At 71.0% G+C, this 22,760-nt stretch carries 21 protein-coding genes and 1 pseudogene; 9 read left to right on the forward strand and 13 right to left on the reverse strand.

Going from position 1 to position 22,760, the window contains the following annotated elements; genetic code table 11:
* Positions 1–20 precede the first annotated feature (20 nt).
* The 3 genes from ACFWXC_RS41120 to ACFWXC_RS41130 all read left to right on the forward strand — a co-directional run bounded on the left by ACFWXC_RS41120 (position 21) and on the right by ACFWXC_RS41130 (position 6,120).
* Positions 21–1,388, forward strand: a complete 1,368-nt coding sequence (locus tag ACFWXC_RS41120) for an L-serine ammonia-lyase (protein WP_384487290.1) — start codon at positions 21–23, stop codon at positions 1,386–1,388.
* 596 nt (positions 1,389–1,984) lie between these two features.
* Positions 1,985–4,672 (forward strand): glucosidase, encoded by a 2,688-nt coding sequence (locus ACFWXC_RS41125; protein ID WP_384487292.1) that lies wholly within the window; start codon positions 1,985–1,987, stop codon positions 4,670–4,672.
* Complete coding sequence (locus tag ACFWXC_RS41130; protein WP_384487294.1) at positions 4,669–6,120, forward strand: alpha-amylase family glycosyl hydrolase; 1,452 nt, start codon at positions 4,669–4,671, stop codon at positions 6,118–6,120. Before ACFWXC_RS41125 ends, ACFWXC_RS41130 begins: the two co-directional genes overlap by 4 nt.
* 26 nt (positions 6,121–6,146) lie before the next feature.
* Here the strand turns inward: ACFWXC_RS41130 and ACFWXC_RS41135 are convergent, their stop codons facing one another.
* Genes ACFWXC_RS41135 through ACFWXC_RS41145 form a run of 3 tightly spaced genes read right to left on the reverse strand, consistent with a single transcriptional unit; the run spans position 6,147 to position 7,154 of the window.
* Complete coding sequence (locus tag ACFWXC_RS41135) at positions 6,147–6,473, reverse strand: DUF1048 domain-containing protein (RefSeq protein ID WP_384487296.1); 327 nt, start codon at positions 6,471–6,473, stop codon at positions 6,147–6,149.
* Between the two features lies 1 nt (position 6,474).
* On the reverse strand, positions 6,475–6,831 hold the full coding sequence (locus ACFWXC_RS41140) for a DUF1048 domain-containing protein (protein WP_384487298.1): 357 nt from the start codon (positions 6,829–6,831) through the stop codon (positions 6,475–6,477).
* Positions 6,828–7,154, reverse strand: coding sequence for a PadR family transcriptional regulator (locus tag ACFWXC_RS41145; RefSeq protein WP_384487300.1), 327 nt, complete (start codon positions 7,152–7,154; stop codon positions 6,828–6,830). The genes ACFWXC_RS41140 and ACFWXC_RS41145 overlap by 4 nt, the downstream gene beginning before the upstream one ends.
* A 193-nt stretch (positions 7,155–7,347) precedes the next feature.
* On the opposite strand from ACFWXC_RS41145, the gene ACFWXC_RS41150 reads away from it, so the two are divergent.
* From ACFWXC_RS41150 to ACFWXC_RS41160, 3 genes are all read left to right on the forward strand, one after another.
* On the forward strand, positions 7,348–8,385 hold the full coding sequence (locus tag ACFWXC_RS41150) for a phosphatidylinositol-specific phospholipase C domain-containing protein (protein WP_384487302.1): 1,038 nt from the start codon (positions 7,348–7,350) through the stop codon (positions 8,383–8,385).
* A gap of 115 nt (positions 8,386–8,500) precedes the next feature.
* Complete coding sequence (locus tag ACFWXC_RS41155) at positions 8,501–9,061, forward strand: glycoside hydrolase family 25 protein (protein ID WP_384487304.1); 561 nt, start codon at positions 8,501–8,503, stop codon at positions 9,059–9,061.
* A 70-nt stretch (positions 9,062–9,131) separates the two neighbouring features.
* Positions 9,132–9,809, forward strand: coding sequence for a Crp/Fnr family transcriptional regulator (locus tag ACFWXC_RS41160; RefSeq protein WP_384487306.1), 678 nt, complete (start codon positions 9,132–9,134; stop codon positions 9,807–9,809).
* Between the two features lie 392 nt (positions 9,810–10,201).
* Here ACFWXC_RS41160 and ACFWXC_RS41165 read toward each other — a convergent pair whose 3' ends face one another.
* Positions 10,202–10,900 (reverse strand): NADPH-dependent F420 reductase, encoded by a 699-nt coding sequence (locus ACFWXC_RS41165; RefSeq protein ID WP_384487308.1) that lies wholly within the window; start codon positions 10,898–10,900, stop codon positions 10,202–10,204.
* 121 nt (positions 10,901–11,021) lie between these two features.
* The gene (locus ACFWXC_RS41170; protein ID WP_384487310.1) at positions 11,022–11,699 is read right to left on the reverse strand and encodes a FadR/GntR family transcriptional regulator; all 678 of its coding nucleotides are present in this window, start codon (positions 11,697–11,699) and stop codon (positions 11,022–11,024) included.
* Positions 11,700–11,908: 209 nt separating this feature from the next.
* Here ACFWXC_RS41170 and ACFWXC_RS41175 point away from each other — a divergent pair.
* Positions 11,909–13,626: pseudogene (locus ACFWXC_RS41175) on the forward strand (2-isopropylmalate synthase).
* Positions 13,623–14,411, forward strand: coding sequence for an ABC transporter ATP-binding protein (locus ACFWXC_RS41180; RefSeq protein WP_384487312.1), 789 nt, complete (start codon positions 13,623–13,625; stop codon positions 14,409–14,411). The pseudogene ACFWXC_RS41175 and the gene ACFWXC_RS41180 overlap by 4 nt, the downstream one beginning before the upstream one ends.
* A gap of 50 nt (positions 14,412–14,461) precedes the next feature.
* Here ACFWXC_RS41180 and ACFWXC_RS41185 read toward each other — a convergent pair whose 3' ends face one another.
* Together ACFWXC_RS41185 and ACFWXC_RS41190 are read right to left on the reverse strand one after the other, a co-directional pair.
* Positions 14,462–14,674, reverse strand: a complete 213-nt coding sequence (locus tag ACFWXC_RS41185) for an EF-hand domain-containing protein (protein ID WP_365168996.1) — start codon at positions 14,672–14,674, stop codon at positions 14,462–14,464.
* A 48-nt stretch (positions 14,675–14,722) separates the two neighbouring features.
* The gene (locus tag ACFWXC_RS41190; RefSeq protein WP_384487314.1) at positions 14,723–15,637 is read right to left on the reverse strand and encodes a MerR family transcriptional regulator; all 915 of its coding nucleotides are present in this window, start codon (positions 15,635–15,637) and stop codon (positions 14,723–14,725) included.
* Between the two features lie 53 nt (positions 15,638–15,690).
* Between ACFWXC_RS41190 and ACFWXC_RS41195 the strand changes: the two genes are divergently transcribed.
* On the forward strand, positions 15,691–16,323 hold the full coding sequence (locus ACFWXC_RS41195; RefSeq protein WP_384487316.1) for a GNAT family N-acetyltransferase: 633 nt from the start codon (positions 15,691–15,693) through the stop codon (positions 16,321–16,323).
* Positions 16,324–16,343: 20 nt separating this feature from the next.
* Here the strand turns inward: ACFWXC_RS41195 and ACFWXC_RS41200 are convergent, their stop codons facing one another.
* From ACFWXC_RS41200 to ACFWXC_RS41225, 6 genes are all read right to left on the reverse strand, one after another.
* Positions 16,344–17,534, reverse strand: coding sequence for a YncE family protein (locus ACFWXC_RS41200; protein WP_384487317.1), 1,191 nt, complete (start codon positions 17,532–17,534; stop codon positions 16,344–16,346).
* The gene (locus ACFWXC_RS41205; RefSeq protein WP_384487319.1) at positions 17,534–18,328 is read right to left on the reverse strand and encodes a polysaccharide deacetylase family protein; all 795 of its coding nucleotides are present in this window, start codon (positions 18,326–18,328) and stop codon (positions 17,534–17,536) included. The genes ACFWXC_RS41200 and ACFWXC_RS41205 overlap by 1 nt, the downstream gene beginning before the upstream one ends.
* Positions 18,329–18,391: 63 nt before the next feature.
* A complete protein-coding gene (locus tag ACFWXC_RS41210; RefSeq protein ID WP_362575106.1) occupies positions 18,392–18,895 on the reverse strand; it encodes an ATP-binding protein in 504 nt (167 codons plus the stop codon).
* Between the two features lie 290 nt (positions 18,896–19,185).
* The gene (locus ACFWXC_RS41215; RefSeq protein WP_384487321.1) at positions 19,186–19,953 is read right to left on the reverse strand and encodes an enoyl-CoA hydratase/isomerase family protein; all 768 of its coding nucleotides are present in this window, start codon (positions 19,951–19,953) and stop codon (positions 19,186–19,188) included.
* A gap of 47 nt (positions 19,954–20,000) precedes the next feature.
* On the reverse strand, positions 20,001–21,230 hold the full coding sequence (locus tag ACFWXC_RS41220; RefSeq protein ID WP_384487323.1) for an Ig-like domain-containing protein: 1,230 nt from the start codon (positions 21,228–21,230) through the stop codon (positions 20,001–20,003).
* A 177-nt stretch (positions 21,231–21,407) separates the two neighbouring features.
* The gene (locus ACFWXC_RS41225; RefSeq protein WP_384487325.1) at positions 21,408–22,601 is read right to left on the reverse strand and encodes an Ig-like domain-containing protein; all 1,194 of its coding nucleotides are present in this window, start codon (positions 22,599–22,601) and stop codon (positions 21,408–21,410) included.
* Between the last annotated feature and the right edge of the window lie 159 nt (positions 22,602–22,760).

Raw genomic sequence — 22,760 nt, forward strand, 5'->3', positions numbered from 1 at the left:
CCCTTTTCGGAGGAGTTCCCGTGGCCATCTCGGTCTTCGACCTGTTCTCGATCGGCATCGGTCCGTCGAGCTCCCACACCGTCGGCCCGATGCGCGCGGCCCGCATGTTCGCACGGCGCCTGCGCAACGAAGGACTGCTGGACTCCGTCGCGTCGATACGGACCGAGTTGTACGGGTCGCTGGGTGCGACCGGCCACGGCCACGGCACCCCGAAGGCGGTGCTGCTCGGCCTGGAGGGCGCCTCGCCGCGCACGGTCGACGTGGAGGGCGCGGACGACCGGGTCGAGGCGATCAGGGCCACGAAGCGGCTGTCGCTCCTCGGCGAGCACGAGATCGCGTTCTCCTACGACGCGGACCTGAAGCTGCACCGCCGCAAAACGCTCCCGTACCACGCGAACGGCATGACCCTCTGGGCGTACGACGCGTCCGGGGCGGAGCTGCTGTCCAAGACGTACTACTCGGTCGGCGGCGGCTTCGTCGTCGACGAGGAGGCGGTCGGCGCGGACCGCATCAAGCTGGACGACACGGTCCTGAAGTACCCCTTCCGCACGGGCGACGAGCTGCTGCGCCTGACGAAGGAGACGGGTCTGTCGATCTCCGCGCTGATGCTGGAGAACGAGCGGGCCTGGCGCACCGAGGAGGAGATCCGCGAGGGTCTGCTGGACATCTGGCGGGTGATGCAGACCTGCGTCGCGCGCGGGATGTCGCGGGAGGGAATCCTGCCGGGCGGCCTGCGGGTCCGCCGCCGTGCCGCCATCACGGCGCGCCAACTGCGCGCCGAGGGCGACCCGTTGGCGCACGCGATGGAGTGGATCACGCTCTACGCGATGGCCGTGAACGAGGAGAACGCGGCGGGCGGGCGGGTCGTGACCGCGCCCACGAACGGCGCGGCGGGCATCATCCCGGCCGTCCTGCACTACTACATCAACTTCGTGCCGGGCGCCGACGAGGACGGAGTCGTCCGCTTCCTGCTCGCCGCCGGCGCGATCGGCATGCTCTTCAAGGAGAACGCGTCCATCTCCGGCGCCGAGGTCGGCTGCCAGGGCGAGGTCGGCTCCGCCTGCTCGATGGCGGCGGGCGCGCTGGCCGAGGTGCTGGGCGGCTCCCCGGAACAGGTCGAGAACGCGGCCGAGATCGGCATGGAGCACAACCTCGGCCTCACCTGCGACCCGGTCGGCGGCCTGGTCCAGATCCCCTGCATCGAGCGCAACGGCATGGCCGCGGTCAAGGCGGTCACCGCGGCCCGCATGGCCATGCGCGGCGACGGCTCCCACAAGGTGTCCCTGGACAAGGTCATCAAGACCATGAAGGACACGGGCGCCGACATGAGCGTCAAGTACAAGGAGACGGCCCGGGGCGGGCTCGCGGTGAACATCATCGAGTGCTGAGGGGATAGGGCCGACCAGCCCCACGCCCCCTGCCTTCGAATGTGCGGACAGCGGGTCGTGGCGCGGTGCCACGACCCGCTGCGCCTCCTCGGCCTTCTGCGAGAGTTCGGCGAGGCGGTCGGCCGGGCCGTCCGTGGTCGTGCCCGGTGTCTGGTTCAGCTCCGGCGTCCGGTCTGACATGGCGCATCCCTTCCTTGACGGACATGCTGCGTGGGTGACGTGACGTACCGGGCTGCTGTCGGGAAGAGTCAGTGGGCACGCCGGCACGCATACCGTCAGCGGCCGCGGGACCGCCGTCACTCTGCCGCCGCTTCGGCCCGGTCCACTTCGGTCGATCGACCGAATGGCCAACGTACGTCCATGCATTGGGTGTTGGAGGCAGTCGATTGACCCAAGGGCCGTCCGCACGGGCACGGCAAGGTAGACGTATGGGGCTACCGCTGCCGCGATGAGCGGTCCTGAACCGTACGGCGTCCGGGGAGGCTCGTCCGGGGGGACCGCAGGCGGCTTCGGCAGTCGCGGTCTCGCAGGGGCGTTGCGGCGGAGTCCGGGACACCGGAGTCTGGGTGCAGGTGTCGCGTGGGAAGGGGCGGGCGATGACGGAGAACGAGGGCGGGGCGGACGCCGAACGGCTACGGCTGGCGGAGGCCGACGCAGGCCGGGCCGCGTGGCGGCGCTGGGGGCCGTATCTCAGTGAACGGCAGTGGGGGACCGTCCGGGAGGACTACAGCCCCGGCGGTGACGCCTGGTCGTACTTCACCCATGACCAGGCCCGCTCCCGCGCGTACCGCTGGGGCGAGGACGGCATCGCGGGCGTCAGCGACGACAAGCAGCGGCTGTGCTTCGCGCTCGCCCTGTGGAACGGCCGCGACCCGATCCTCAAGGAGCGGATGTTCGGCCTGACCAACGCCGAGGGCAACCACGGCGAGGACGTCAAGGAGTACTACTTCCACCTCGACTCGACGCCCACCCACTCGTACATGAAGTACCTCTACAAGTACCCGCAGGGCGCCTACCCGTACGACGACCTGGTGGCCGTCAACCAGGCCCGCGGGCGCCACGATCCCGAGTACGAACTCCTCGACACCGGCGTCTTCGACGAGAACCGCTACTTCGACGTGGTCGTCGAGTACGCCAAGGCCGGACCCGAGGACCTGCTCGTCGAGATCACCGCGCACAACCGCGGCCCCGACGAGGCCGTGCTGCACCTGCTGCCCACGCTGTGGTTCCGGCACACCTGGTCGTGGGCGGGCGGCACGGCCGTGCCGGGCCTGCGGCGGGTCCCGGGCGCGATCCGCGCCGACCACGAGGAACTCGGCACCCGGTGGCTGTGCTTCACGGGTGACGCGGGGACCCTGTTCACCGAGAACGACACCGACAACGAGCGGATCTTCGGCAGCCCGAACGCCGTCCCGTACGTCAAGGACGGCATCGGCCGGTACGTCGTCCAGGGCGAGACCGGTGCCGTCAACCCGGCGCAGACGGGGACGAAGGCCTCCGTGCTCCATGTCCTCACCGTGCCGGCCGGTGACAAGGCGACCGTCCGGCTGCGGCTGAGCGACACCCGGCCGGACGACCCGTGGGCGGAGTTCGGGCCGGTCATGGAGGCACGACGGGCGGAGGCGGACGTCTTCTTCGAGGGCGTCGTCCCGGACGGTCTCGGCGAGGACGAGCGCCGGGTGGTGCGGCAGGCGCTCGCGGGGATGCTGTGGAGCAAGCAGTACTACCACCTCGACGTCGAGCGCTGGCTCACCGAACACGGCGTCGATCCGCTGGCCGCCGACCCGCGCGTCCGCAACAGCGCCTGGTTCCACATGGTCAACGACGAGATCATGTCGATGCCGGACACCTGGGAGTACCCCTGGTTCGCGGCCTGGGACCTCGCCTTCCACACCATCGCCCTGTCCATGGTCGACATCGGCTTCGCCAAGGCACAGCTGGAGCTGCTGCTGCGCCGGCTGTATCTGCATCCCAACGGCCAGATCCCGGCCTACGAATGGAATTTCGGCGACGTCAACCCGCCGGTGCACGCCTGGGCCGTGCTCTTCGTCTACGAGCTGGAGAAGCACCGCACGGGCCGCGGCGACCGGGTCTTCCTGGAGAGCGCCTTCCAGAAGCTGACGAAGAACTTCACCTGGTGGCTCAACCGCAAGGACGTCGACGGCAACAACGTCTTCCAGGGAGGTTTCCTCGGCCTGGACAACATCGGGGTCTTCGACCGCAGTGCCCCGCTGCCCACCGGCGGCCATCTCGACCAGGCCGACGGCACCGCGTGGATGGCCCTGTACTGCCAGAACCTCCTGGAGATCGCCGTCGAGCTCGCCGAGGAAAACCCCGTCTACGTGGAGCAGGCGCAGACCCTGTTCGAGCACTTCGCGTGGATCACGGTCGCCATGAACCGCATCGGCGACGACAACCACAGTCTGTGGGACGAGGAGGACGGCTTCTTCTACGACGTCCTGCGGCTGCCCGACGGCACCGCGACCCGGCTGAAGGTGCGCTCCCTGGTGGGGCTGATCCCGCTGGCCGCGACCAGTGTGATCGGCGGCTGGGCGGACCGCCGTTTCCCCGAACTCGCCGAGGAGGCCGCGGAGTTCGTGCGCCGGCATCCGGCGGTCGAGGCGCTGGTGTCGTCCCGTCATGTACCGGGGGCCGACGCGGCCGGGCGGCATCTGTTCGCCCTGTTCGACGAGGACCGGCTGCGCCGCATCCTGGCCCGGATGCTCGACGAGGAGGAGTTCCTGAGCCCGCACGGCATCCGCTCGCTGTCCCGCCACCACGCCGCGCATCCGTACACCTTCGACGTGCACGGGGAGACCTACGGCGTCGGCTATCTGCCCGCCGAGTCCGACTCGGGCATGTTCGGAGGCAACTCCAACTGGCGCGGACCCGTGTGGTTCCCGATCAACATCCTTCTCGTCCGCGCCCTGCTGAACCTGCACGCCTACCACGGCGACGACTTCACCGTGGAGTGCCCCACCGGCTCCGGCCGGAGGATGAACCTCTACGAGGTGGCACGGGAGATCTCCGGCCGGCTCACCGGCGCCTTCCTGCGCGATGCCGAGGGCCGCCGCCCGGTGCACGGCGACCGCAAGGAGTTCGCCACCGACCCCGACTGGCGGGACCTGGTCCTGTTCTACGAGTACCTCCACGGGGACACCGGCGCGGGTCTCGGCGCCTCTCACCAGACCGGCTGGACCGGCCTCGTCGCCGTCACCGCCACCCTCTTCCGTCTCGTCGGCGCCGGCGACTGGGGCGCCCTGCGCGAGGAGCCGCTGTCATGACCGTCGTCCACGAGATCAACACCCTTGTCTGGCTGGGTGAGCTGAGCGTGCGGCACGGGCGCCGGGTCACGCTCGGCGACGTGCCCGGTGAGGCGTGGGACGAGGCCGCGCGGCCGGGTGTCGACACCGTCTGGCTGATGGGTGTGTGGGAGCGCAGCCCGGCGGGACTGGGCATCGCGCTGCGCGACGAGAAGCTGCTCGCCTCGTTCCGCGAGGCGCTGCCGGACCTCACCCGGGCGGACATCGCCGGATCCCCGTACTGCGTGCGCGACTACGTCGTCGACCCGGAACTCGGCGGCCCCGAAGGGCTGGCCGCGGCACGGGCCGAACTCGCCGCGCGGGGCGTACGCCTGATCCTGGACTACGTCCCCAACCACGTGGCTCCCGATCACCCCTGGCTCGCCGAGCGGCCCGGCTGCCTGGTCCGGGGCACACCGGACGACCTGGCCCGCGCACCCGAGGCCTATCTGGAGGCCGGCGGGCAGGTGTACGCCCGGGGCCGGGACCCGTACTTCGCGCCGTGGCCGGACGTGGTCCAGCTGAACGCGTTCAGCGAGGAGCTGCGGGCGGCGGCGGTGGACACGCTGGTGGCCATCGGCGACCAGGCGGACGGGGTGCGCTGCGACATGGCGATGCTCCTCATGAACGACGTGTTCGCCAAGACCTGGGGGGACCGGGCGGGCCCGGTGCCGGCGGAGGACTTCTGGCCGTACGTGATCCCCCGGGTGCGGGCCCGCCACCCCGGTCTCCTGTTCGTCGCGGAGGCGTACTGGGATCTCGAATGGCCCCTCCAGCAGCAGGGGTTCGACCACTGCTACGACAAGCGGCTCTACGACCGGCTGGTCCACGAGGACGCCGGATCCGTCCGCGCCCACCTCGGCGCCGACCTCGCCTACCAGCGCAGGCTCGTCCGATTCCTCGAGAACCACGACGAGCCCCGGGCCGCCGCCGTCCTGCCCGTCGAGCGGGAACGCGCGGCAGCCGTGGCCGTGGCCACGCTGCCGGGCGCGACGCTGTGGCACGAGGGCCAGTTCGAGGGACGGCGCGTACGGCTGCCCGTGTTCCTCTCACGCCGCCCGCAGGAACCGGCCGACGAGTCCCTGCTCGACTTCCACGGCCGCCTGCTCGCCGCCGTGGCCCCCGTCCGCGACGGTGACTGGCAGCTGCTGACCTGTACGGGCTGGCCGGACAACGACACCCATCGCGATCTGCTCGCCTGGTCCTGGACCACCGGCCGGGACCGGTACCTCGTCGTGATCAACTACTCCGGCCGGCCCGCCCAGGGACGGGTTCCGCTGCCCTGGCCGGACCTTCGCGGACGGTCGTGCGAACTGACCGGGCTGCTAGACGAGGGCACCTACGACCGGGACGGTGACGAACTGGCCGACCAGGGTCTGTTCGTCGCGCTCGACGCCTGGCACTGGCATCTGGTCTCACTGCGCCCGTAGCCGCGTGGTCTCCGTGCCGGTCGGTCCTACTGCTCGGCCGTGCCGGGTTTCCCGCTGATGGACTCCTGATAGATCTCCGCGTAGGTGCGCGAGTCCTTGACCAGGTCGTCGCAGAAGGCAGCGACGTCGTCGCCGACGAGTTCCAGGACTCCCCGGCCTGACGCGACGCCCTCTTCGAAGAAATCGACGATCCCGGGGAGCAGGGTCCCGTCGATCAAGCCGACCGGTCCGATCTTGAAGAAGTACTTCTGCATCTCCTTGTAGACGATCTGGTAGTCCGGCGGGAGCGCCTTGACCCGCGCCATGTGCGCCCGCCACTGCTTCTTGCCTTCGATGATGTCCTGGATGCCCACGTCAGCCTCCCAGCCGGCCCAGTTTCCTTGCGACGTTCCGGTTCAACTGCTCGCGCCACCGGTCGCGATAGCCGCGAGCCCCCTCTCCGCCGGCCAGCGCCGCGCTGAAGCCCGCGACGTCGTCGCCGAGCACCTCGTGAACGCTCTGCCCGTCGGCCGCCGTTTCTTCGAGCAGCCCCAGGGCACCGTCGAGGATCGGCATCAGGTTGCGACCCGTGAAGTCCCCGTAGGGGAAGAGGTGGGCCTTGATCTGTTCCCACGCCGCCCGGTGGTCGGGCGGCAATGCCCCGGCCCGGACTTCGAACGCCTTCCATTCCCTGGTGAGGTCGCTGCCGGTAACGGTCTCCCAGAAGTTCATCGCCCGCCCTCCTTGAGCTTGTCGATCCGTGACGAGAGGTACTCCCATTTCGCCCAGAACTTGCCGAGCTCTTCGCGCCCCGCGTCGTTGAGTGCGTAGAACTTGCGCGGCGGCCCCACCCCGGACGGTCGTTTCGTCACCTGGACGAGCCCGTTCTTCTCCAGCCGCAGCAGGATGGTGTAGACGGTTCCCTCGATGACGTCGGCGAAGCCGAGTTCGTTCAGCCGACGCGTGATGGCGTATCCGTAGGTCTCCTCACCGCCGACGATCTCGAGCACGCAACCCTCGAGCGTGCCCTTCAGCATCTCCGTCAGGTCGTCCACACGGACCCCCCTTCGATGTCGCCAGTACTACGTAGTACCGAGTACCACTATACGGTATCACCGAGTAGCTCGGCGAGCGACAGCCGAGGGAACCGGCCCTGCGCAGAACCGGAGTTCCCCCTGGGGCTACCGTGCAGTAACCGCCTGCTTCTACGCTGCCGCCAACTCACCATCGAACCGAGGGAGTTGGGCTATGCGGATTCTCAGACGGCTGGCGGCGGTCGCCGCTGCCGGGGCGCTGTTCCTGGTGGCGCCCGGCACCGCGCACGCGGACACGGGTGCGACGAAGTTCTCCGGAACCACCACCATCGGCACGCACAACGCGTACGAGAAGGACAAGTACACCTACTGGGCACAGGCGCTGGACTCCGGGGCCTCGCTGCTGGAGCTGGACGTGTACGCGGACAGCCTCACCAAGCGGTGGCGGGTCAGCCACAGCAACCCGTGGGGCAACGACAACAACTGCGAGTACGCCGACGCTCCCAGTGAGCTGTACAGCCAGAGCCGCAACCAGGATCTGGGCAGCTGCCTGGACAACATGGCCGCCTGGGAGCAGCTGCACCCGGACCACGCGCCCGTCGTCGTCAAGGTCGAGCTGAAGGTCGGGTTCAACAACAACGTGGGCCTCGGCCCCGACGAGTTCGACACGCTGGTGTCGCAGAAGCTCGGCAGCAGCGTGTACAAGCCCGCCGACCTGCTCGGCTCCTCCTACTCCACGCTCGACGCGGCCGCCCAGGCGAACGCCTGGCCCACCCGGGACGCCCTCAAGGGCAAGTTCATCTTCGAGCTGATCCCGGGCACGGTGGAGCAGGCCAACCCGTTCGACCACTACTGGACCGACGAGGAGTACGGCGACCACCTGCGGGACCTGTACGCCGCCGGGCAGATCTCCGCGGCCCAGGCCTTCCCGGCCGTGCTGGGCGCCGAGAACGGGGACCCGCGCACCAGCCGGTACGACGCCGGCATCCGCCCCTGGTTCGTGTTCTTCGACGGAGACGCCGCGACCTACGTCAACAACGGCTACGACACGTCGTTCTACTCCACGAACCACTACATCCTGATCATGACGGACGCCTACAACGTCTCACCGGCGATCTCCTCGACCAGCCCGACGGACGCCGAGGTCGCGGCGCGGCTCGCGCTGCTCGCCGCCGACCACGCCAGCATCATCACCTCGGACTGGTCGACCAAGTCGGCGGCCGTGCTGGGTGAGGTGGCCGCCCGGAGCTGACAAATCACGCGCCCACGCGGATCGCCGGTGCCGATCCGGGGAATACGGAATACGCACTTCCAATTCCTGACCCCACTCCTGACACCCCCCACCGGCACCCAGGGAGTCCCCCCACATGCTGCACGGAATCGACGTGAGCGCGTACCAGTCCTCCGCCTACGACACGGACGGCCTCTCCTTCGTCTTCATCAAGGCGACGGAGGGGCGTTCGTACGTCAATCCCAAGCTCGCCGCCCAGACCAAGACCGGCCGCGACGCCGGACTGGTCGTCGGCTACTACCACTTCCTCTGGCCCGGCAACCTCACCGCCCAGGCCGAGTACTTCGTCAAGCACGCCCCCGAGAAGGCGGGCGAGATCCTCGCCGTCGACTGGGAGACCACCGGCGACGGCACGCGTGCGAGCAACGCCGAGAAGGATCGTTTCATCCGATCAGTCCAGGAACTGCGGCCCAGCCACCGGGTGGTGCTGTACACGAACCGCAACTTCTGGCTGAACGTCGACAGCACCTCGTTCGCCGGCGACGGCCTCTGGATCGCCGACTACGTCAGTGCCGGCCACCCGCGCATTGAGGCCAAGTGGCGATTCCACCAGTACACCAGCGACCCGCACGACAAGAACGTGGCGGACTTCGCCGACAAGGCGGCTCTCAAGTCATGGGCGAGGAAGGGGGATTGAGCCGTCGCCCGCCGCCCTCCGGCGGGACCGGCAGGTTTCGGGGCGCGGTCCCGGGGCCACACTGTGAACCGTGGTGACCAGCCCCGCCCCCTTCTGGGAGGCCCTCGACGCCACCGACCGGGCGGCGCTGCTGCGGGCGGCGACGCGGGTGCCGCTCGCCGCCGACCGGCAGTTCCTCACCCAGGGCGAGGGCTCCGACCATCTCGTCGTGCTGGTGCACGGCTGGGTCAAGGTCGTCGCCCAGTCGCACGCCGGCTACCGCGCCCTGCTCGCGCTGCGCGGCCCCGGCGAACTCCTCGGCGAGCAGGCCTCGGTGGAGAACGGCCGCCGCTCCGCCACGCTGGTCACGGCCACCGCCGCCGACCTGCTGCACCTGCCCGCCGACCGCTTCCACGTGCTGGCCCGGGCCCGCCCCGGCATCGCCGCCGCCTTCGAGCAGACGCTGGTACGACGGCTGCGCGAGGCCGACACCCAGCGCGCCGGCATCACCGAACCGGTTCCCGCCCGGCTCGCCGCGCTCCTCCTCGACCTGGTCGAACGCTGCGGCCTGCCGGAACCGGACGGCCCCGGCCGCCGTATAGCCCTCACCCTCTCCCAGGACGACCTGGCGGGCCTCCTCCTCACCTCCCGGCGGACGGTGAGCCGCGTCCTGGAGCAATGGCGTTCCCAGGGCTGGATAGTGACGGGACGCCAGTGGCTGACGGTCCGGGCGGTGGACCGGCTGAAGGAGCGGGCGTTCGACGGGTGACCGCCTCGGCGCCCGTCGTCCGATGCGGCACGGGCGGCGGAACCGGGCTCCCCAGGTCGGTCCCGCCGCCGGCCGCCCCCGTGGACCCGCCCGTGCCGGGAGCGTCCCCCGGTCTCGCTCTCGCACGTGACGGTTCCCCCGAGCCCACGAGGAGTCCGGGCGGCGCCGGGCGGCCGGTACGGTGACCGGCCCCGGCACGGTGTGCCGTGTACTGGATAGAACCTGCCGGCCGTCACGTCTACGCCATGTGGCGCACAGCGGCCCGATCCCGGTCAGGGTGCCCAACGCCCCTGGTACACCAGGGTCGGACGGGGCGCCACGTCACGGGCGGGCCTGCCGGGCAGCGCGACGGAGACGCCCTGCCCGCGGCAGCCCTCCGCCGCCCCGCCGCTCTATCCCCGGAAGCCCTCCGGCCGTTCCGGAGACGCCTCCGCCAGGGCCTTCCGTACGCCCTCGACGTCGTCCCGCAGGCCGTACACCGGGGTGCCCGGCTGCTGGCGCCAGGAGTCGTCGATGCCGCCGTTGTCGACCGTGTCGAAGCCGAGTTCGTCGATCAGGGCGCGGACGACCTGCTTGGCCGCCTCGTCGTCGCCGGAGACCGGGACGGCCTGCCGGCCGGGGTCGCCGGCGGGGCGGTGACGGTCCAGGATGTCCTGGGCGAAGGTGCCGTTGAAGGCCTTGATCACGGGGTGCCGGAGCTGCCGCTCGGTCCAGCGGCTCTCCGTGAGACCCCGGTCCTCGATCTCGTCGATACGGCCGTCCCGCTCCCGCGGGTAGTAGTTGCCGGTATCGATCACGGCGACGTTCGCCGCCGCGCCGTCCAGCAGGCCCGCCGGCAGGTTCGGGACCGCCTTCACCGGGACCGTGACGACCACGACCTCGGCGCCGCGCGCGGCCTCCCCGGCCGGTACGGCCGTCGCTCCCGTCTCCTCGGCCAGTGCGCGGAGCGTCTCGGGACCGCGCGAGTTCGCCACGGACACGTCGTGACCGAGAGCGGTCAGCCGCCGGGTGAGGTTGCCGCCGATGTTGCCCGCGCCGATGATGCCGATCTTCATGACACGCCTCTCGAAGGTCGATGCACTTGCACGCATGTGCTCGTGAGGCGCAACAACCCCGGGTGCGAGTGACCTATTCCACAGCTGCGCCGAACGGGTGAACGGTGGAACTCCGTCGGCCGGCGCGCTCCCGGACGGCCCTCGAACGGCTCCCCGGCTACCCCGCGAACGGATCCGCCAGTTCCGCCCGCAGCACCTCGGCCGCGGACTCCGCGTCCCCGGCCGCCAGCGCCCGCACCAGCGCCTCATGGGCCTCGTCCCCGGTGTCCGGGTCGGTGGCGCGCAGGCCGGTCAGGGCCAGCAGCTCGATCAGGCCCTCGCGGAGCACCGGCCTGAACTCGGCGAACAGGTCGGCGAGCACGGGGTTGTGCGCGGCGGCGACCACCGCCGCGTGGAAGGCGATGTCGGCGTCGACGAAGGCCGGGTCGTCCGCCTCCCCCGCCGCCCGCCGTCCCGCCAGCGCCGCCTCGATCGCCGTGACGTCCTCGGCCGTACGGCGCTCCGCGGCGAGCCGGGCCGCGTGCACCTCGACCGCCATCCGGACCTCGTACACGTCCGTCACCGCGGCCCGGCGCAGCCGGGTCGGCCAGTCCTCGGCGGCCTCGGTGGCGATGACGAAGACACCCGAGCCCTGCCGGGGCCGCACCAGGCCGGCACCCGCGAGCGCGCGCAGCGCCTCGCGGACCGTGGACCGGCCGACGCCCAGTTCCTTCGCCAAGGTCGTCTCGCCGGGCAGCCGGGTGCCCACGGGCCAGCCGCCGCCGGTGATCTGCTCGCGCAGCCGGGCGGCGGCCTGTTCGACCAGGGGGCTCGGGCGGACGGGACCGAGGGCCATGCGGTGTCACCAACTCTTCTGCGGACCGGCACGTTTCACAGGAATTCTCACTTGTCTGAGGACCTGAGGACTCGCTAGCGTACCGGTCATGACGTTCCGCGGTCTTCTTCTCGGCTGCCGCGGCGGGGCCTGACGCGACCGGCACCCCGCCGCGGGTCGCCGTGCTGCCGGTCACCGTCCGACCGACGAGCCGAGAGGCAGCAGCACCGATGACCACCCCCCTGTGGAACCCCCAGCGGCCCAGCGCCATGCCGTACCACCGCTACCGCCCCTTCCACGAGCGCGTGCACGTGCCCGTGACGGACCGGGACTGGCCCGCCGCCCGGATCGAGCGCGCCCCGCTGTGGGTGCCCGTCGACCTGCGCGACGGCAACCAGGCACTCGCCGAGCCGATGGACACCGCGCGCAAGCGCCGCCTCTTCGATCTGCTGGTCCGCACCGGCTTCAAGGAGATCGAGGTCGGCTATCCGTCCGCCAGCCGGACCGACTTCGACTTCGTACGGCACCTGGTGACCGGCGGGGCGGTGCCCGAGGACGTGACCCCGGTGGTCTTCACCCCGGCCCGGCGCGACCTGATCGACCGGACCTTCGACGCGATCGAGGGGATGCCCCGGGCCGTCGTCCACCTCTACATCGCCACCTCGCCGGTGTGGCGGGAGGTGGTGCTGCGCCGGGACCGGGCCGAGGTGCGGCGGACCGTACGCGAGGCCGCGGCGCACATGGCCCGCCGGGCCGGGGACGCGCCCGGCGTCCGCTTCCAGTTCTCCCCGGAGACCTACAACCTCACCGAGCCCGACTTCGTCCTCGAACTCTGCGACGGGCTGACCGAGTTGTGGGACGCGAGCCCCGACCGGCCGGTCACCCACAACCTCCCGGCGACCGTCGAGATCGCCACCCCGAACGTCTACGCCGACCAGATCGAGTACGCCCACCGCCATCTCGCCCGCCGGGACTCGGTGATCCTCTCCGTCCACCCGCACAACGACCGCGGCACCGGGGTCGCCTGCGCCGAACTCGCGGTGCTGGCCGGCGCCTGGGGGTCCCCCCGGACGAAGTCTGGGGGAGGGTGGAGGGCTGCCTGTTCGGCAACGGCGAGCGGACCGGCAACGTCGACCTGGTCACCCTCGCGCTCAACCTCTTCGCCCAAGGGGTCGACCCCATGGTCGACTTCGGCGACATCGACGCGGTCCGCGAGACGGTCGAGGAGTGCAACCGGCTTCCGGTGCACCCCCGCCACCCCTACGCCGGCGAACTGGTCCACACCGCGTTCTCCGGCACCCACCAGGACGCGATCAGCAAGGGACTCGCCGAACACGCGTGCCGGGCGGCCGAGTCGGGGACGCCGGTCTCCCGGGCCCCCTGGTCCGTCCCCTACCTGCCGGTCGACCCGGCCGATCTGGGGCGGACGTACGAGGCCGTGATCCGCGTCAACTCCCAGTCCGGTAAGGGTGGTTCGGCGTACCTGCTGCGCACCCGCCACGGGATCGACCTGCCGGAGCGCATGCGGCCCGGGTTCGCGCGCCTCGTCCAGGAGGTGACGGACACGAGCGGCCGGGAGGTCACGCCCAAGGAGCTGTACGACCTGTTCCGTACCGCCTACCTGTCCGACGGCGAGGTCCGGCTCGACTCCTGGTCGGCGCACGAGGAGGCGCCGGGCCGGCACCGCTTCGTCTGCACCCTGCACACCGGCGGCCGCACCGGAGACCACGAGGGCACCGGCACCGGCCTGCTCACCGCCTTCGCCGACGCCCTGACCGGCGCCGGCCACGCCACGCAGATCCTGGAGGTCGCCGGGAGCGGGGGTTACGCCTTCGCGGAGTGCCGGGTGAACGGGACGACGGTCTGGGGCGCGGCCGAGGACCCCTCACCGCCGGCCGCCGCGGTGGGCGCGGTGCTGTCCGCGGTGAACCGGGCGGCGACCCGATGAGTGTCGTCCTGCGCGCGGCGGACGTACATGTGGTGCGCGACGGGCGGCCGATCCTCCAGGAGGTGTCCCTGACCGTGCGGGCCGGCGAGCACTGGGCGCTGCTCGGGGCCAACGGCGCCGGGAAGTCCACCCTGCTCGGCCTGCTCGGGGCGCTGGTCCATCCGACGCGGGGCGCGGTGGAGGTGCTCGGCAGCCGGCTGGGCCGCGTCGACCTGCGTGAGCTGCGGACCCAGGTCGGCCATGTCGACCCCCGGCACCCGCTGACCGAGCCCCTGCGGGTGCGGGACGTGGTCCTGACCGGGCTGACCAACTCCGTGGCGCCGCTGCCGCGGTGGCGTCCGACGCCGGAGCAGACGGCGCGTGCCGACCGGCTGATCGAGACGCTGGGGCTGGCCGGGCACCGGGAGGCCCGCTGGCCCACGCTCTCGCAGGGCCAGCGCGGACGGACGCTGATCGCCCGCGCCCTGATGCCCGAGCCCCGGCTCCTGCTGCTCGACGAACCGGCCACCGGCCTGGACCTGCCGGGCCGGGAGCGGCTGCTCACCGCGCTGGACGATCTGCGCCGGACCCGTCCGCGGCTCGCGACCGTCCTGGTCACCCATCACCTGGAGGAACTCCCGGCGGGCACCACCCACGCGCTGCTCCTGCGCGACGGCCGCGCGCTGGCGCAGGGCCCCGCGGCCGACGTCCTCACCAGCGACCAGGTCGGCAAGTGTTTCGACCTGCCGCTGACCCTGGAACGGCACGGCGGCCGGTGGACGGTCCGCGTCGAGTCCCGGGCATGAGGAAAAGGGGGCCCGGGATCCGGGCCCCCTTCGCTCTTCACCCCTGGCGCCTACTTGTTGAGGTGGGCCCAGAACTCGTCGAACGACAGAACCTTGTCGCCGTTGAGGTCGCGGGTCTTGATGATGGCCTCGGCCACCGTGTCGGTGACGTTCCAGTCGCCCCCCTGCGCGAGAGCGGACTTGAACTCGGCGGCGGTGATGAAACCGTCACCGTCCGCATCGATCCGCTCGAACTGCTTGCGTGCTTCCTCGATGTCCGCCACCGGATCCGCCCCTTCGTAACGCATTACCGCCTGTTGACGGAGGTCAGATTATCCGGCGGCACGAGCACGCAGTGCGGCGACCACCCAGGCGAACTCCTCACGGTGCGCGGCCGCGGGCCCGATGCCCTTCACCTCGCACAGCAGGTGCCGGTACCGGGCGAGCCGCTCGTTGGACGCTGATTCCATCCGTTCGAGTACGGCGGCCGGGTCCCCGCCGCCCAGCACCTCCCGCACGATCGCCTCCGCCTCCGGTGACTCGGGAGCGATCCCCCGCTCACGGGCCTCCGCCGCCAGCTGTACCAGCCGCATGGGAAACCAGGTGGCCCGCCCGGAGGCGGCACCGCGCTCCTGGTCCCCCGCGTTGAACTCGATCACCCGCCGCATCTGCGCCCGGAACTCCGGGTCCTGGACCATCTCCGCCAGTTCCACCCAGGCGTCCACCTGCTCGGGGGTGGGCTCCTCCGGCAGGTCCACGGCAATGGAGCGCATCCGCTCCTCGATGTCCGGGTCCACGGCGCCGAGCCCGTGGAACAGCTCCGCCACGAACTCCTCCATGATCCGCTTCCGCTCGGCCGCCGACAGCCGTGCCAGTTTGTTCATCAGGGTCGTCTCCTCCGCACTCGAACCGCGTCGCGCCACAGTCGACAGCACCGCCCGGGTCACCTTCAGCGAGCGGATCTGCGCGTCCAGCGCCGCCACGTGCGCCGCCGCGACCTCCGCCACGGTCCGCTCGCCGGAGAGCACCGCACGCACATGTGCCAGGCCGAGGCCCAGTTCGCGCAGGGTGCGGATCAGCTCCAGCCGGGCGAAGGACCCGGCGTCGTACAGCCGGTAGCCGCCGGCCGAGCGGCCCACCGGGGTGAGGACGCCCTCGTCGGACCAGTAGCGGATGGTGCGCACGGTCAGCCCGGTGGCGCGCGCCAGCTCGCCGATGGTGAAAAGTCCGGTGCTGTCTTCGATCATGTCTGCGAGTGTGTGCCTTCCAGTGGGTGGAGACTCAAGGAGCGGGCACGGCCATGGAGACCTTGCGGGACATTCTCGACGCGGCGGCCCGCGGTGTCTTCCCGCCGCCCGACGGCCGTACGACCGTGGTCCCGCAGCCGTCCGACCGGGACGCGGGGGTGCTCTCCTTCACCGCGCACTCGGTCGTCTTCACCGACGAGGACCCGCACTGGGTGTACGACACCCTGCGCGCGACCTCCTGCGATCCGCTGTGCGCGACCATGAACGCGCGTTTCCTGGTCTCCCTGATGGACCGCACGGGCCGGGAGCAGGAGACGATCGACGCGCTGCTGGTCGCCGGCCCCCTCCCGGGCCCACCGGACCTCCCGCTGACCGGACTCACCGGCCCCGGCCACTCCCGGGTCGCCTACGCCCGCGCCCGCCGTGACGAGGTGCGCGCCTGGGCGACGGAGGGCGGGGTGGTCGTCCTGGGCCGGGGGGTCGCGGGACGCCTCGAGGTCTCGGTGGAGGTGGACGAGGGGGTACGGCGGCGGGGGCTGGGCCGGGCCCTGGTGACCGCCGCCCGGCAGCTGGCCGGGGAGCCCCTGTGGGCGCAGGTCGCCCCGGGGAACGCCCGCAGCGTACGGGCGTTCGTGGCGGCCGGCTATCTGCCGGTCGGCGCCGAGGCGCTGCTGCTCAGGGCCTGAGCCCCGCCGGTCCGGGGCGGTCAGCGGAAGATGCCGGTGTGGCCGAGGGAGTAGCGGCCCGGCTGCGGATACACGGCGAGGCCGTGCGGGCCGCTGCCGACGTGGATGCGGGCCAGTTCGATGCCGCTGCGGGTGTCGATGGCGTACACCTCGGAGTTGTAACGGCCGGACAGCCACAGGACCTTGCCGTCCGCCGACACCCCGCCCATGTCCGGGCTGCCGCCGCCCGGCAGCCGCCACTTCTTCGTCAGCCGGTTCTGGGCGAAGTCGAAGACGGAGATGGTGCCCTCGCCCCGGTTGGAGACGTACATCTCGCGGGAGTCCCGGCTGACGTACAGCCCGTGGGCGCCCTTTCCGGTGGCCAGGAAGGCGGGCTTGGTGAAGCGGTCGCCGTCCAGGATCCACAGCCCGTCGGCCATCATGTCGGCGATGTAGAACAGCTTGCCGTCGGGCGAGACCTTGACGTCCTGCGGCATGGCACCGTGGAACGGCAGTTTCTCCTGCCGGAGCACCTCCATCCTCTCGGTGTCCACCTTGAGCACCTCCCCGCTGAACTCGCAGGAGACGATGAAGTACCGCCCGTCCAGGGAGAAGTCGGCGTGGTTGACGCCGTAGCAGCTGACCGGGACGGCCTTGACGGTCTTCATCGTGTGCGCGTCCCGGAAGACCAGCTGCCGGTCCGCGGAGGCCATCACGATCGCGTACCTGCCGTTGGGCGTGAAGTACAGGTTGTATGGGTCGTGCACGGCGACCGGCTTCCCGGCCCGGCCGGTCCGCGGGTCGATGGGGGTGAGGCTGTTGCCCAGGTCGTTGTTGACCCACAGGGTCTTCAGGTCCCAGGACGGCACTACGTGCTGGGGCTGCCGGCCGACCCGGATGGTCTCGGTCACCGTGTAGGTCTTCGGGTCGATGACGGAGACGGTGTCGGAGTTGGTGTTGGGCACGTAGATCCGGGACGGGTAGTCCTTGACGACGGGCGAGAGGCTGCCGGGGCGGTCGGCGGCGTACACGTCGGTCGGGTCGAGGACGGGGGGCATGCCCGGCAGCACGTCGACGACCGGCTCCGCCTTCTTCGCCTGCGGCTGCACGGGAGCGGTGCTGCGGACGGCCGGTGTCCCGGGGTCGGATCCGCCGCCGCACGCGGACAGCAGCGCGAGGGCGGCGAGGGCGGCGCCGACGGCCGGCAGCCGGGCGGCTTTCGTGGTTCGCATCAGCTCAGCAGCTCCGTGGTGGTGACCGCGCGCAGTCCGCGGCGGTCGAGTTCTTGGAGTACGGCGGGGAGGGCGGCGACCGTGTCCGGATACCCGAAGTGCATGCTCACCACCGAGCCGCCGGTGACCTCCGCGAGCACCTGGCGGGTGACGGCGGCCGCGCCGGGCCGGGTGTAGTCGAGCGAGTCGACGTCGTACGACAGCACGTGCGGGTAGCCGGCCTCGGTGGCGAGCCGGGCGACGAGCGGCGAGGCGGTGGGCGCCCTGGAGGGGCGGAACCAGCTGCCGATCGACCCGGTGAGCCGTCTGAGGCGGTCCGCGCAGTCGGTGATCTCCGCGCGGGCGCCGGTCTCGGCCATGGCGTTGACGGAGATGTGCCGCTGGGTGTGGTTGCCGAGGTCGTGGCCGCCGTCGAGGATGCGGCGGGCCATGGCGGGGTACGCGTCGAGCCAGCTGCCCACGGCGAGGACCGTGAGGCGGGCGCCGTGCTCCTCGGCGGTGGTGAGGAGCCGGGTGGCAAGGGTGGGGTCGCCCTGGCCGTGGAAAGTGAGCGCGACGGAGGCGCTCGCGCGGGGGCCGTGCGTGATCTGGAGCGGCTGACCGGGGAAGGCGCGGGGGGTGGGGGCGACGGGCGCGGCCGAGGTGGGGGTGGCCGATGCGAGGTGGACGGCAGGGTGCGGGGGCGGTGCGTCTGTACCGGTGTGGCCGCAACCGGTGGCGAGCGTGCCTCCGGCGATGAGGCCGGCGCCTGCGCGGAGGACGTAGCGTCGGTTGGAGGTGGTCACCCGTCCCATTTAAGGGTGGCTGGGCAGGAAAACAGGTGATTGACCTGACAGGGGGCTAGTCAAGCGAGCCCCTCACCGGTCGGCCACCCGCATCTCGAACCAGGTCGTCTTTCCTCGCGGCAGCAAATCGACGCCCCACCGGTCCGACAGCTTGTCCACCAGGAAGAGGCCCCGCCCGCTGATGTCCAGCTCCTGAACCGGCATCAGACACGGCAGCCCCCGCGAGGGGTCCCGTACCTCCACCCGGATCCATCCCGGGCGGCGGCGCATCCGCAGCCCGAACACGCGGGCACCGGTGTGCCGTACGGCGTTGCCCACGAGTTCGGAGACGAGTAAGACCGCGTCCTCCGTCATCTTGGGGCTGAGCCGCCACTGGCGCAGGACGACGACCTGGGCGAGCCGACGGGCGGTCGCCGCGGACTCGGGGCGGGACGGCAGCGGAACCTCGGCTTCCGTCGGGTTGCCGAAGAGTTCGATCGCCTTGAGCGCCCGCTCGTCCTCGACCGCAGGCGACCACCGCGCCGCGGCCGCACGGCTGTGTCCCCGCGGCTGTTCGATGCCCTCCAGCCCCGCCATGCCCCCATCATGGCCGCCCGGCGCGCCTTCCGGGGCCGTTCCGGAGGAATACGCCCCCGCGAAGCTCCCGCCAGACACCGGTCGAACGGCATATGCCGTCGGCATTTCGGAGGCCCTGACAGTCCGCCCGACCTGCGGCGACGACTCATCTCCGGGCAATCGACAGACTCCCTCGACAAGGCAGACTTAAGGGTGCCTTAAGGCTCCCATAAACCGCCCCATCGAGGGACCCCGGAATCAGACATCACGTCAATTGCAAGGGGTTCGGAGCTTTCACAACCAGGCGAAGATCACAGGAACTTCGCCTTGCCCGGCCCCTCCTCCACGAAGCTGCGCATACCGCGCTCCCGGTCCTCGGTCGCGAACAGGCCGGCGAACCAGTTCCGTTCGACGGCGAGGCCCGTCTCCAGGTCGGTCTCGACGCCGGTGTCGATCGCCTCCTTGGCCGCCCGGAGCGCGATCGCGGGCCCCTGGGCGAGCCGGGCCGCCCAGGCGTGCGCCTCGGTGTAGACGTCGGCGGCGGGCACGACCCGGTCGACCAGGCCGATGGCGAGGGCCTCGTCCGCCTTGACCATACGGCCCGTGAAGATCAGGTCCTTGGCCTTGGAGGGCCCGACCAGACGGGGCAGCCGCTGGGTGCCGCCGGCCCCCGGAATCAGCCCGAGCAGAATCTCCGGCTGACCGAGCTTGGCGTTGTCGGCGGCGATCCGGAAGTCGGCGCACAGGGCGAGCTCGCAACCGCCGCCGAGGGCGTACCCGGTGACGGCGGCGACGACCGGCTTGGGAATCCGGGCGACGGCGGTGAAGGAGTCCTGGAGATCCCGGGAGCGCACGATCATGGCCGCGTGGTCCATGTTCTGCATTTCCTTGATGTCGGCCCCGGCCGCGAAGACCTTCTCGCCGCCGTAGATCACGACGGCACGAACGTCCTCGCGGCGGGTGGCCTCTTCCGCCAGTTCCTTGAGCCGGTCCTGGGTGGCGACGTCCAGGGCGTTCATCGGGGGACGCTCCAGCCGCAGCGTGCCCACGCCTTCGGAGACTTCGAGGGTTACAGTCATGCCTCGCAGGTTAGCGGGCGTTCACTGTCCCTACCGCAGCCGGCGAACTACGCAGTCCACTGCTTCCAGGACATGTTCCAGCCGTTGAAGCCGTTGTCCGGCGCGACCGTCTCGTCGTTCGAGTTCTTCACGGTCACCACGTCCCCGATGATCGAGTGGTCGTAGAACCAGGCGGCCGGCAGCCCCCGGTCGCCCCCGCCCCGGATGTCCTGGAGCCCCACGCAGCCGTGGCTGGCGTTGTAGTTGCCGAAGGCGCCGCCACCCCAGTAGTTGCCGTGGATGAACGTCCCGGACGTGGTCAGCCGCATCGCGTCCGGCACGTCCTTGATGTCGTACTCGCCGCCGTAGCCGACCGTCTCGCCGTTCATCCGGGTCACGCGCAGCTTCTCGCTGATGACCATCTGGCCGTTCCACGTGTCGTACCCGGGCTTGCCGGTCGTGACCGCGAGGGTCTTCACGACCCTGCCGTCCTGCATGACCTTCATCGTGTGCTTCTTGGCGTCGACGATCGACACCTGGTTGCGGCCGATCGTGAACTTCACGGTCTTGGCCTGCTGGCCGTACACCCCGTCGCGGCCCTCGACGCCGTTGAGGTTGAGGGTGACGGAGACCTTCGTGCCGGACTTCCAGTAGTTCTCGGGGCGGAAGTCGAGGCGGTCGTTGCCGAACCAGTGGCCCTGGACGTCGACCGCCGGCTCGGTCTTGACGGTGATCGCCTTCTCCACGGCGGCCGGGTCGGTGATGCCCCGGGTGAAACGGATGGAGAACGGCATCCCGACGCCGACCGTGGACCCGTCCTCCGGCGTGAAGTAGCCGGTGAACGTGTTCTTCGGCGTGAGTGTGGTGAACGTGGAGTCCTCCGCCGACTCACGTCCCTCGGTGTCCTTCGCGACCGCGTGCACCGTGTACTTCGTGGAGTTGGCGAGGTGGCCGGCCGGCGTCCAGCTGGCGCCGCCCGCCGCGATCGCGCCGTCGACCTTGTTGCCCTTGGAGTCCTTGACCTCCACGTCGGTCAGCTTGCCCTTGGCCGCGCTGACCTTGAGCGACCCGCTGGTGTCCACGTCGGTCGCCCCGGACTTGGGGCTGATGCTGACGGTGGCGACGGACTGCTTGCTCGCCTGCGTCGTGGAGTCCTTCGCCTTGCCGTCCCCGCTCCCCTTGTCGGAGGAGCCGCCGCCCCCGCACGCGGTGACTGCCATGAGCAGAACACCGGCCGCGACGGCCAGACCCTTCCTCCGGGCCTGGACCGCCGCCCCCGATATCGGCCGTACGTTCAAAGTCGTTCTCCCCTCCCAGGGCCTGGTCAGGCCCACCCCAGCGCGTTCCGCCCGCGCATTGGCGCATAGTAACCGGACGGTTTTGAGCTTGGTGTTGGGCGAATGTCACCGTTGCGTCGCAACTTCTGTCGCTCGCACGGCGGCTTCCGCCCGCACCGAACCGTTCCCCCCACCTGGTTACTTGACCGCGCCGCCCGCCTTCCACTCCTTCCAACCCATGTTCCACCCTCCGAGGCCATTGTCGGGAGCGACCGTTTTGTCGTTGCTGTGGACGACCTCGACCACGTCCCCGACCAGGGTGCGGTCGTAGAACCAGCCCGCGGGCGTGTCCGAGCCGCCGCCCTTCACATCGCGCAGGCCCACGCAGCCGTGGCTGACGTTGACCCGGCCCGGGGCGTCCGGCGCCCAGTAGTTGCCGTGCAGGAAGGTGCCGGAGTCGGTGAGTTTGAGGGCGTGCGGGACGTCGGGGATGTCGTACTCGCCGCCGAAGCCGACCGTGCGGCCGTTCATGCGGGTCACCTCGTGCATCTCCATCACCACCATCTTCCCGTTGTAGGTGGTGTGGGCGGGCGCGCCCGCGGTGACCGGGACGGTGGCGAGCAGGTCGCCGTCGCGGCGGACCTCCATCGTGTGCTGGGACGCGTCGACGAGGGAGACCTGGCTGCGGCCGACGGTGAAGGTGAACGTCTTGTGCTGGAGGCCGTAGACCCCGCGGGCCCCTTCGACGTCACGGAGTTCGAGGCCGACGGTGACGACCGTGCCGGGCTGCCAGTAGTGCTCGGGACGGAAGTCGAGACGGTTCTTGCCGAACCAGTGCGGGCGGACCTCGACCGCGGGCTTGGCGGTGACCCGGACCGCGCGCTCGACGGCGCCGCGGTTGTCGATGTCGCGGCTGAAGGCGAGGGACACGATCATCCCGGTGCCGACGGTGGCGCGGTTCTCGGGGGTGACGTACCCGATGAAGCGTTCGTCGGGGACCAGCGTGGTGAAGGTGGTGTGGCGGGCCGAGCGACGGCCGCGGCCGTCCAGGGCGACCACATCGACGGTGTACTTGGCGGCGAGCGCGAGTCTGGGGTCGTCGGGCCGCCAGGTCGTGCCGTCCGCGGCGATGTGCCCGGGGACCGGGGAGTCCTGGGCGTCCTGGGACTTGACGACGCTGACGGATTCCAGGCGGCCGCTGGGCACCCGCACCGTCAGCCGTCCGCCTGGGCGTACGGCCTTGGCGCCGTCGTCCGGGGTGATGCGGATGACGTCCTCGGGGGCCGGGGGCGCGCCTCCGAGGACATGGTCGATGCCGAGCCCGCCGCTGTCGTCCGAGGAGCAGCCGGCGGCGCCCGCCAGCAGCCCCGCCCATGTCAGTACCGCGGCCAACGCGGCCCCCGCGCGCCGTGCGCGCCGTGCGCGCCTCTGTGGATGCCTCACGTGGGACTCAACGACCGGGCCCGCCCCGGGGAAACGTGAGTGCGAGGCCGGCACTGGGCAGAACAGAGGGAAGGACGACGAGCTGGGGAGCCGCCGCGCCCGTGCGAG

Source organism: Streptomyces sp. NPDC058683, assembly GCF_042716195.1.
Taxonomy (GTDB): domain Bacteria; phylum Actinomycetota; class Actinomycetes; order Streptomycetales; family Streptomycetaceae; genus Streptomyces.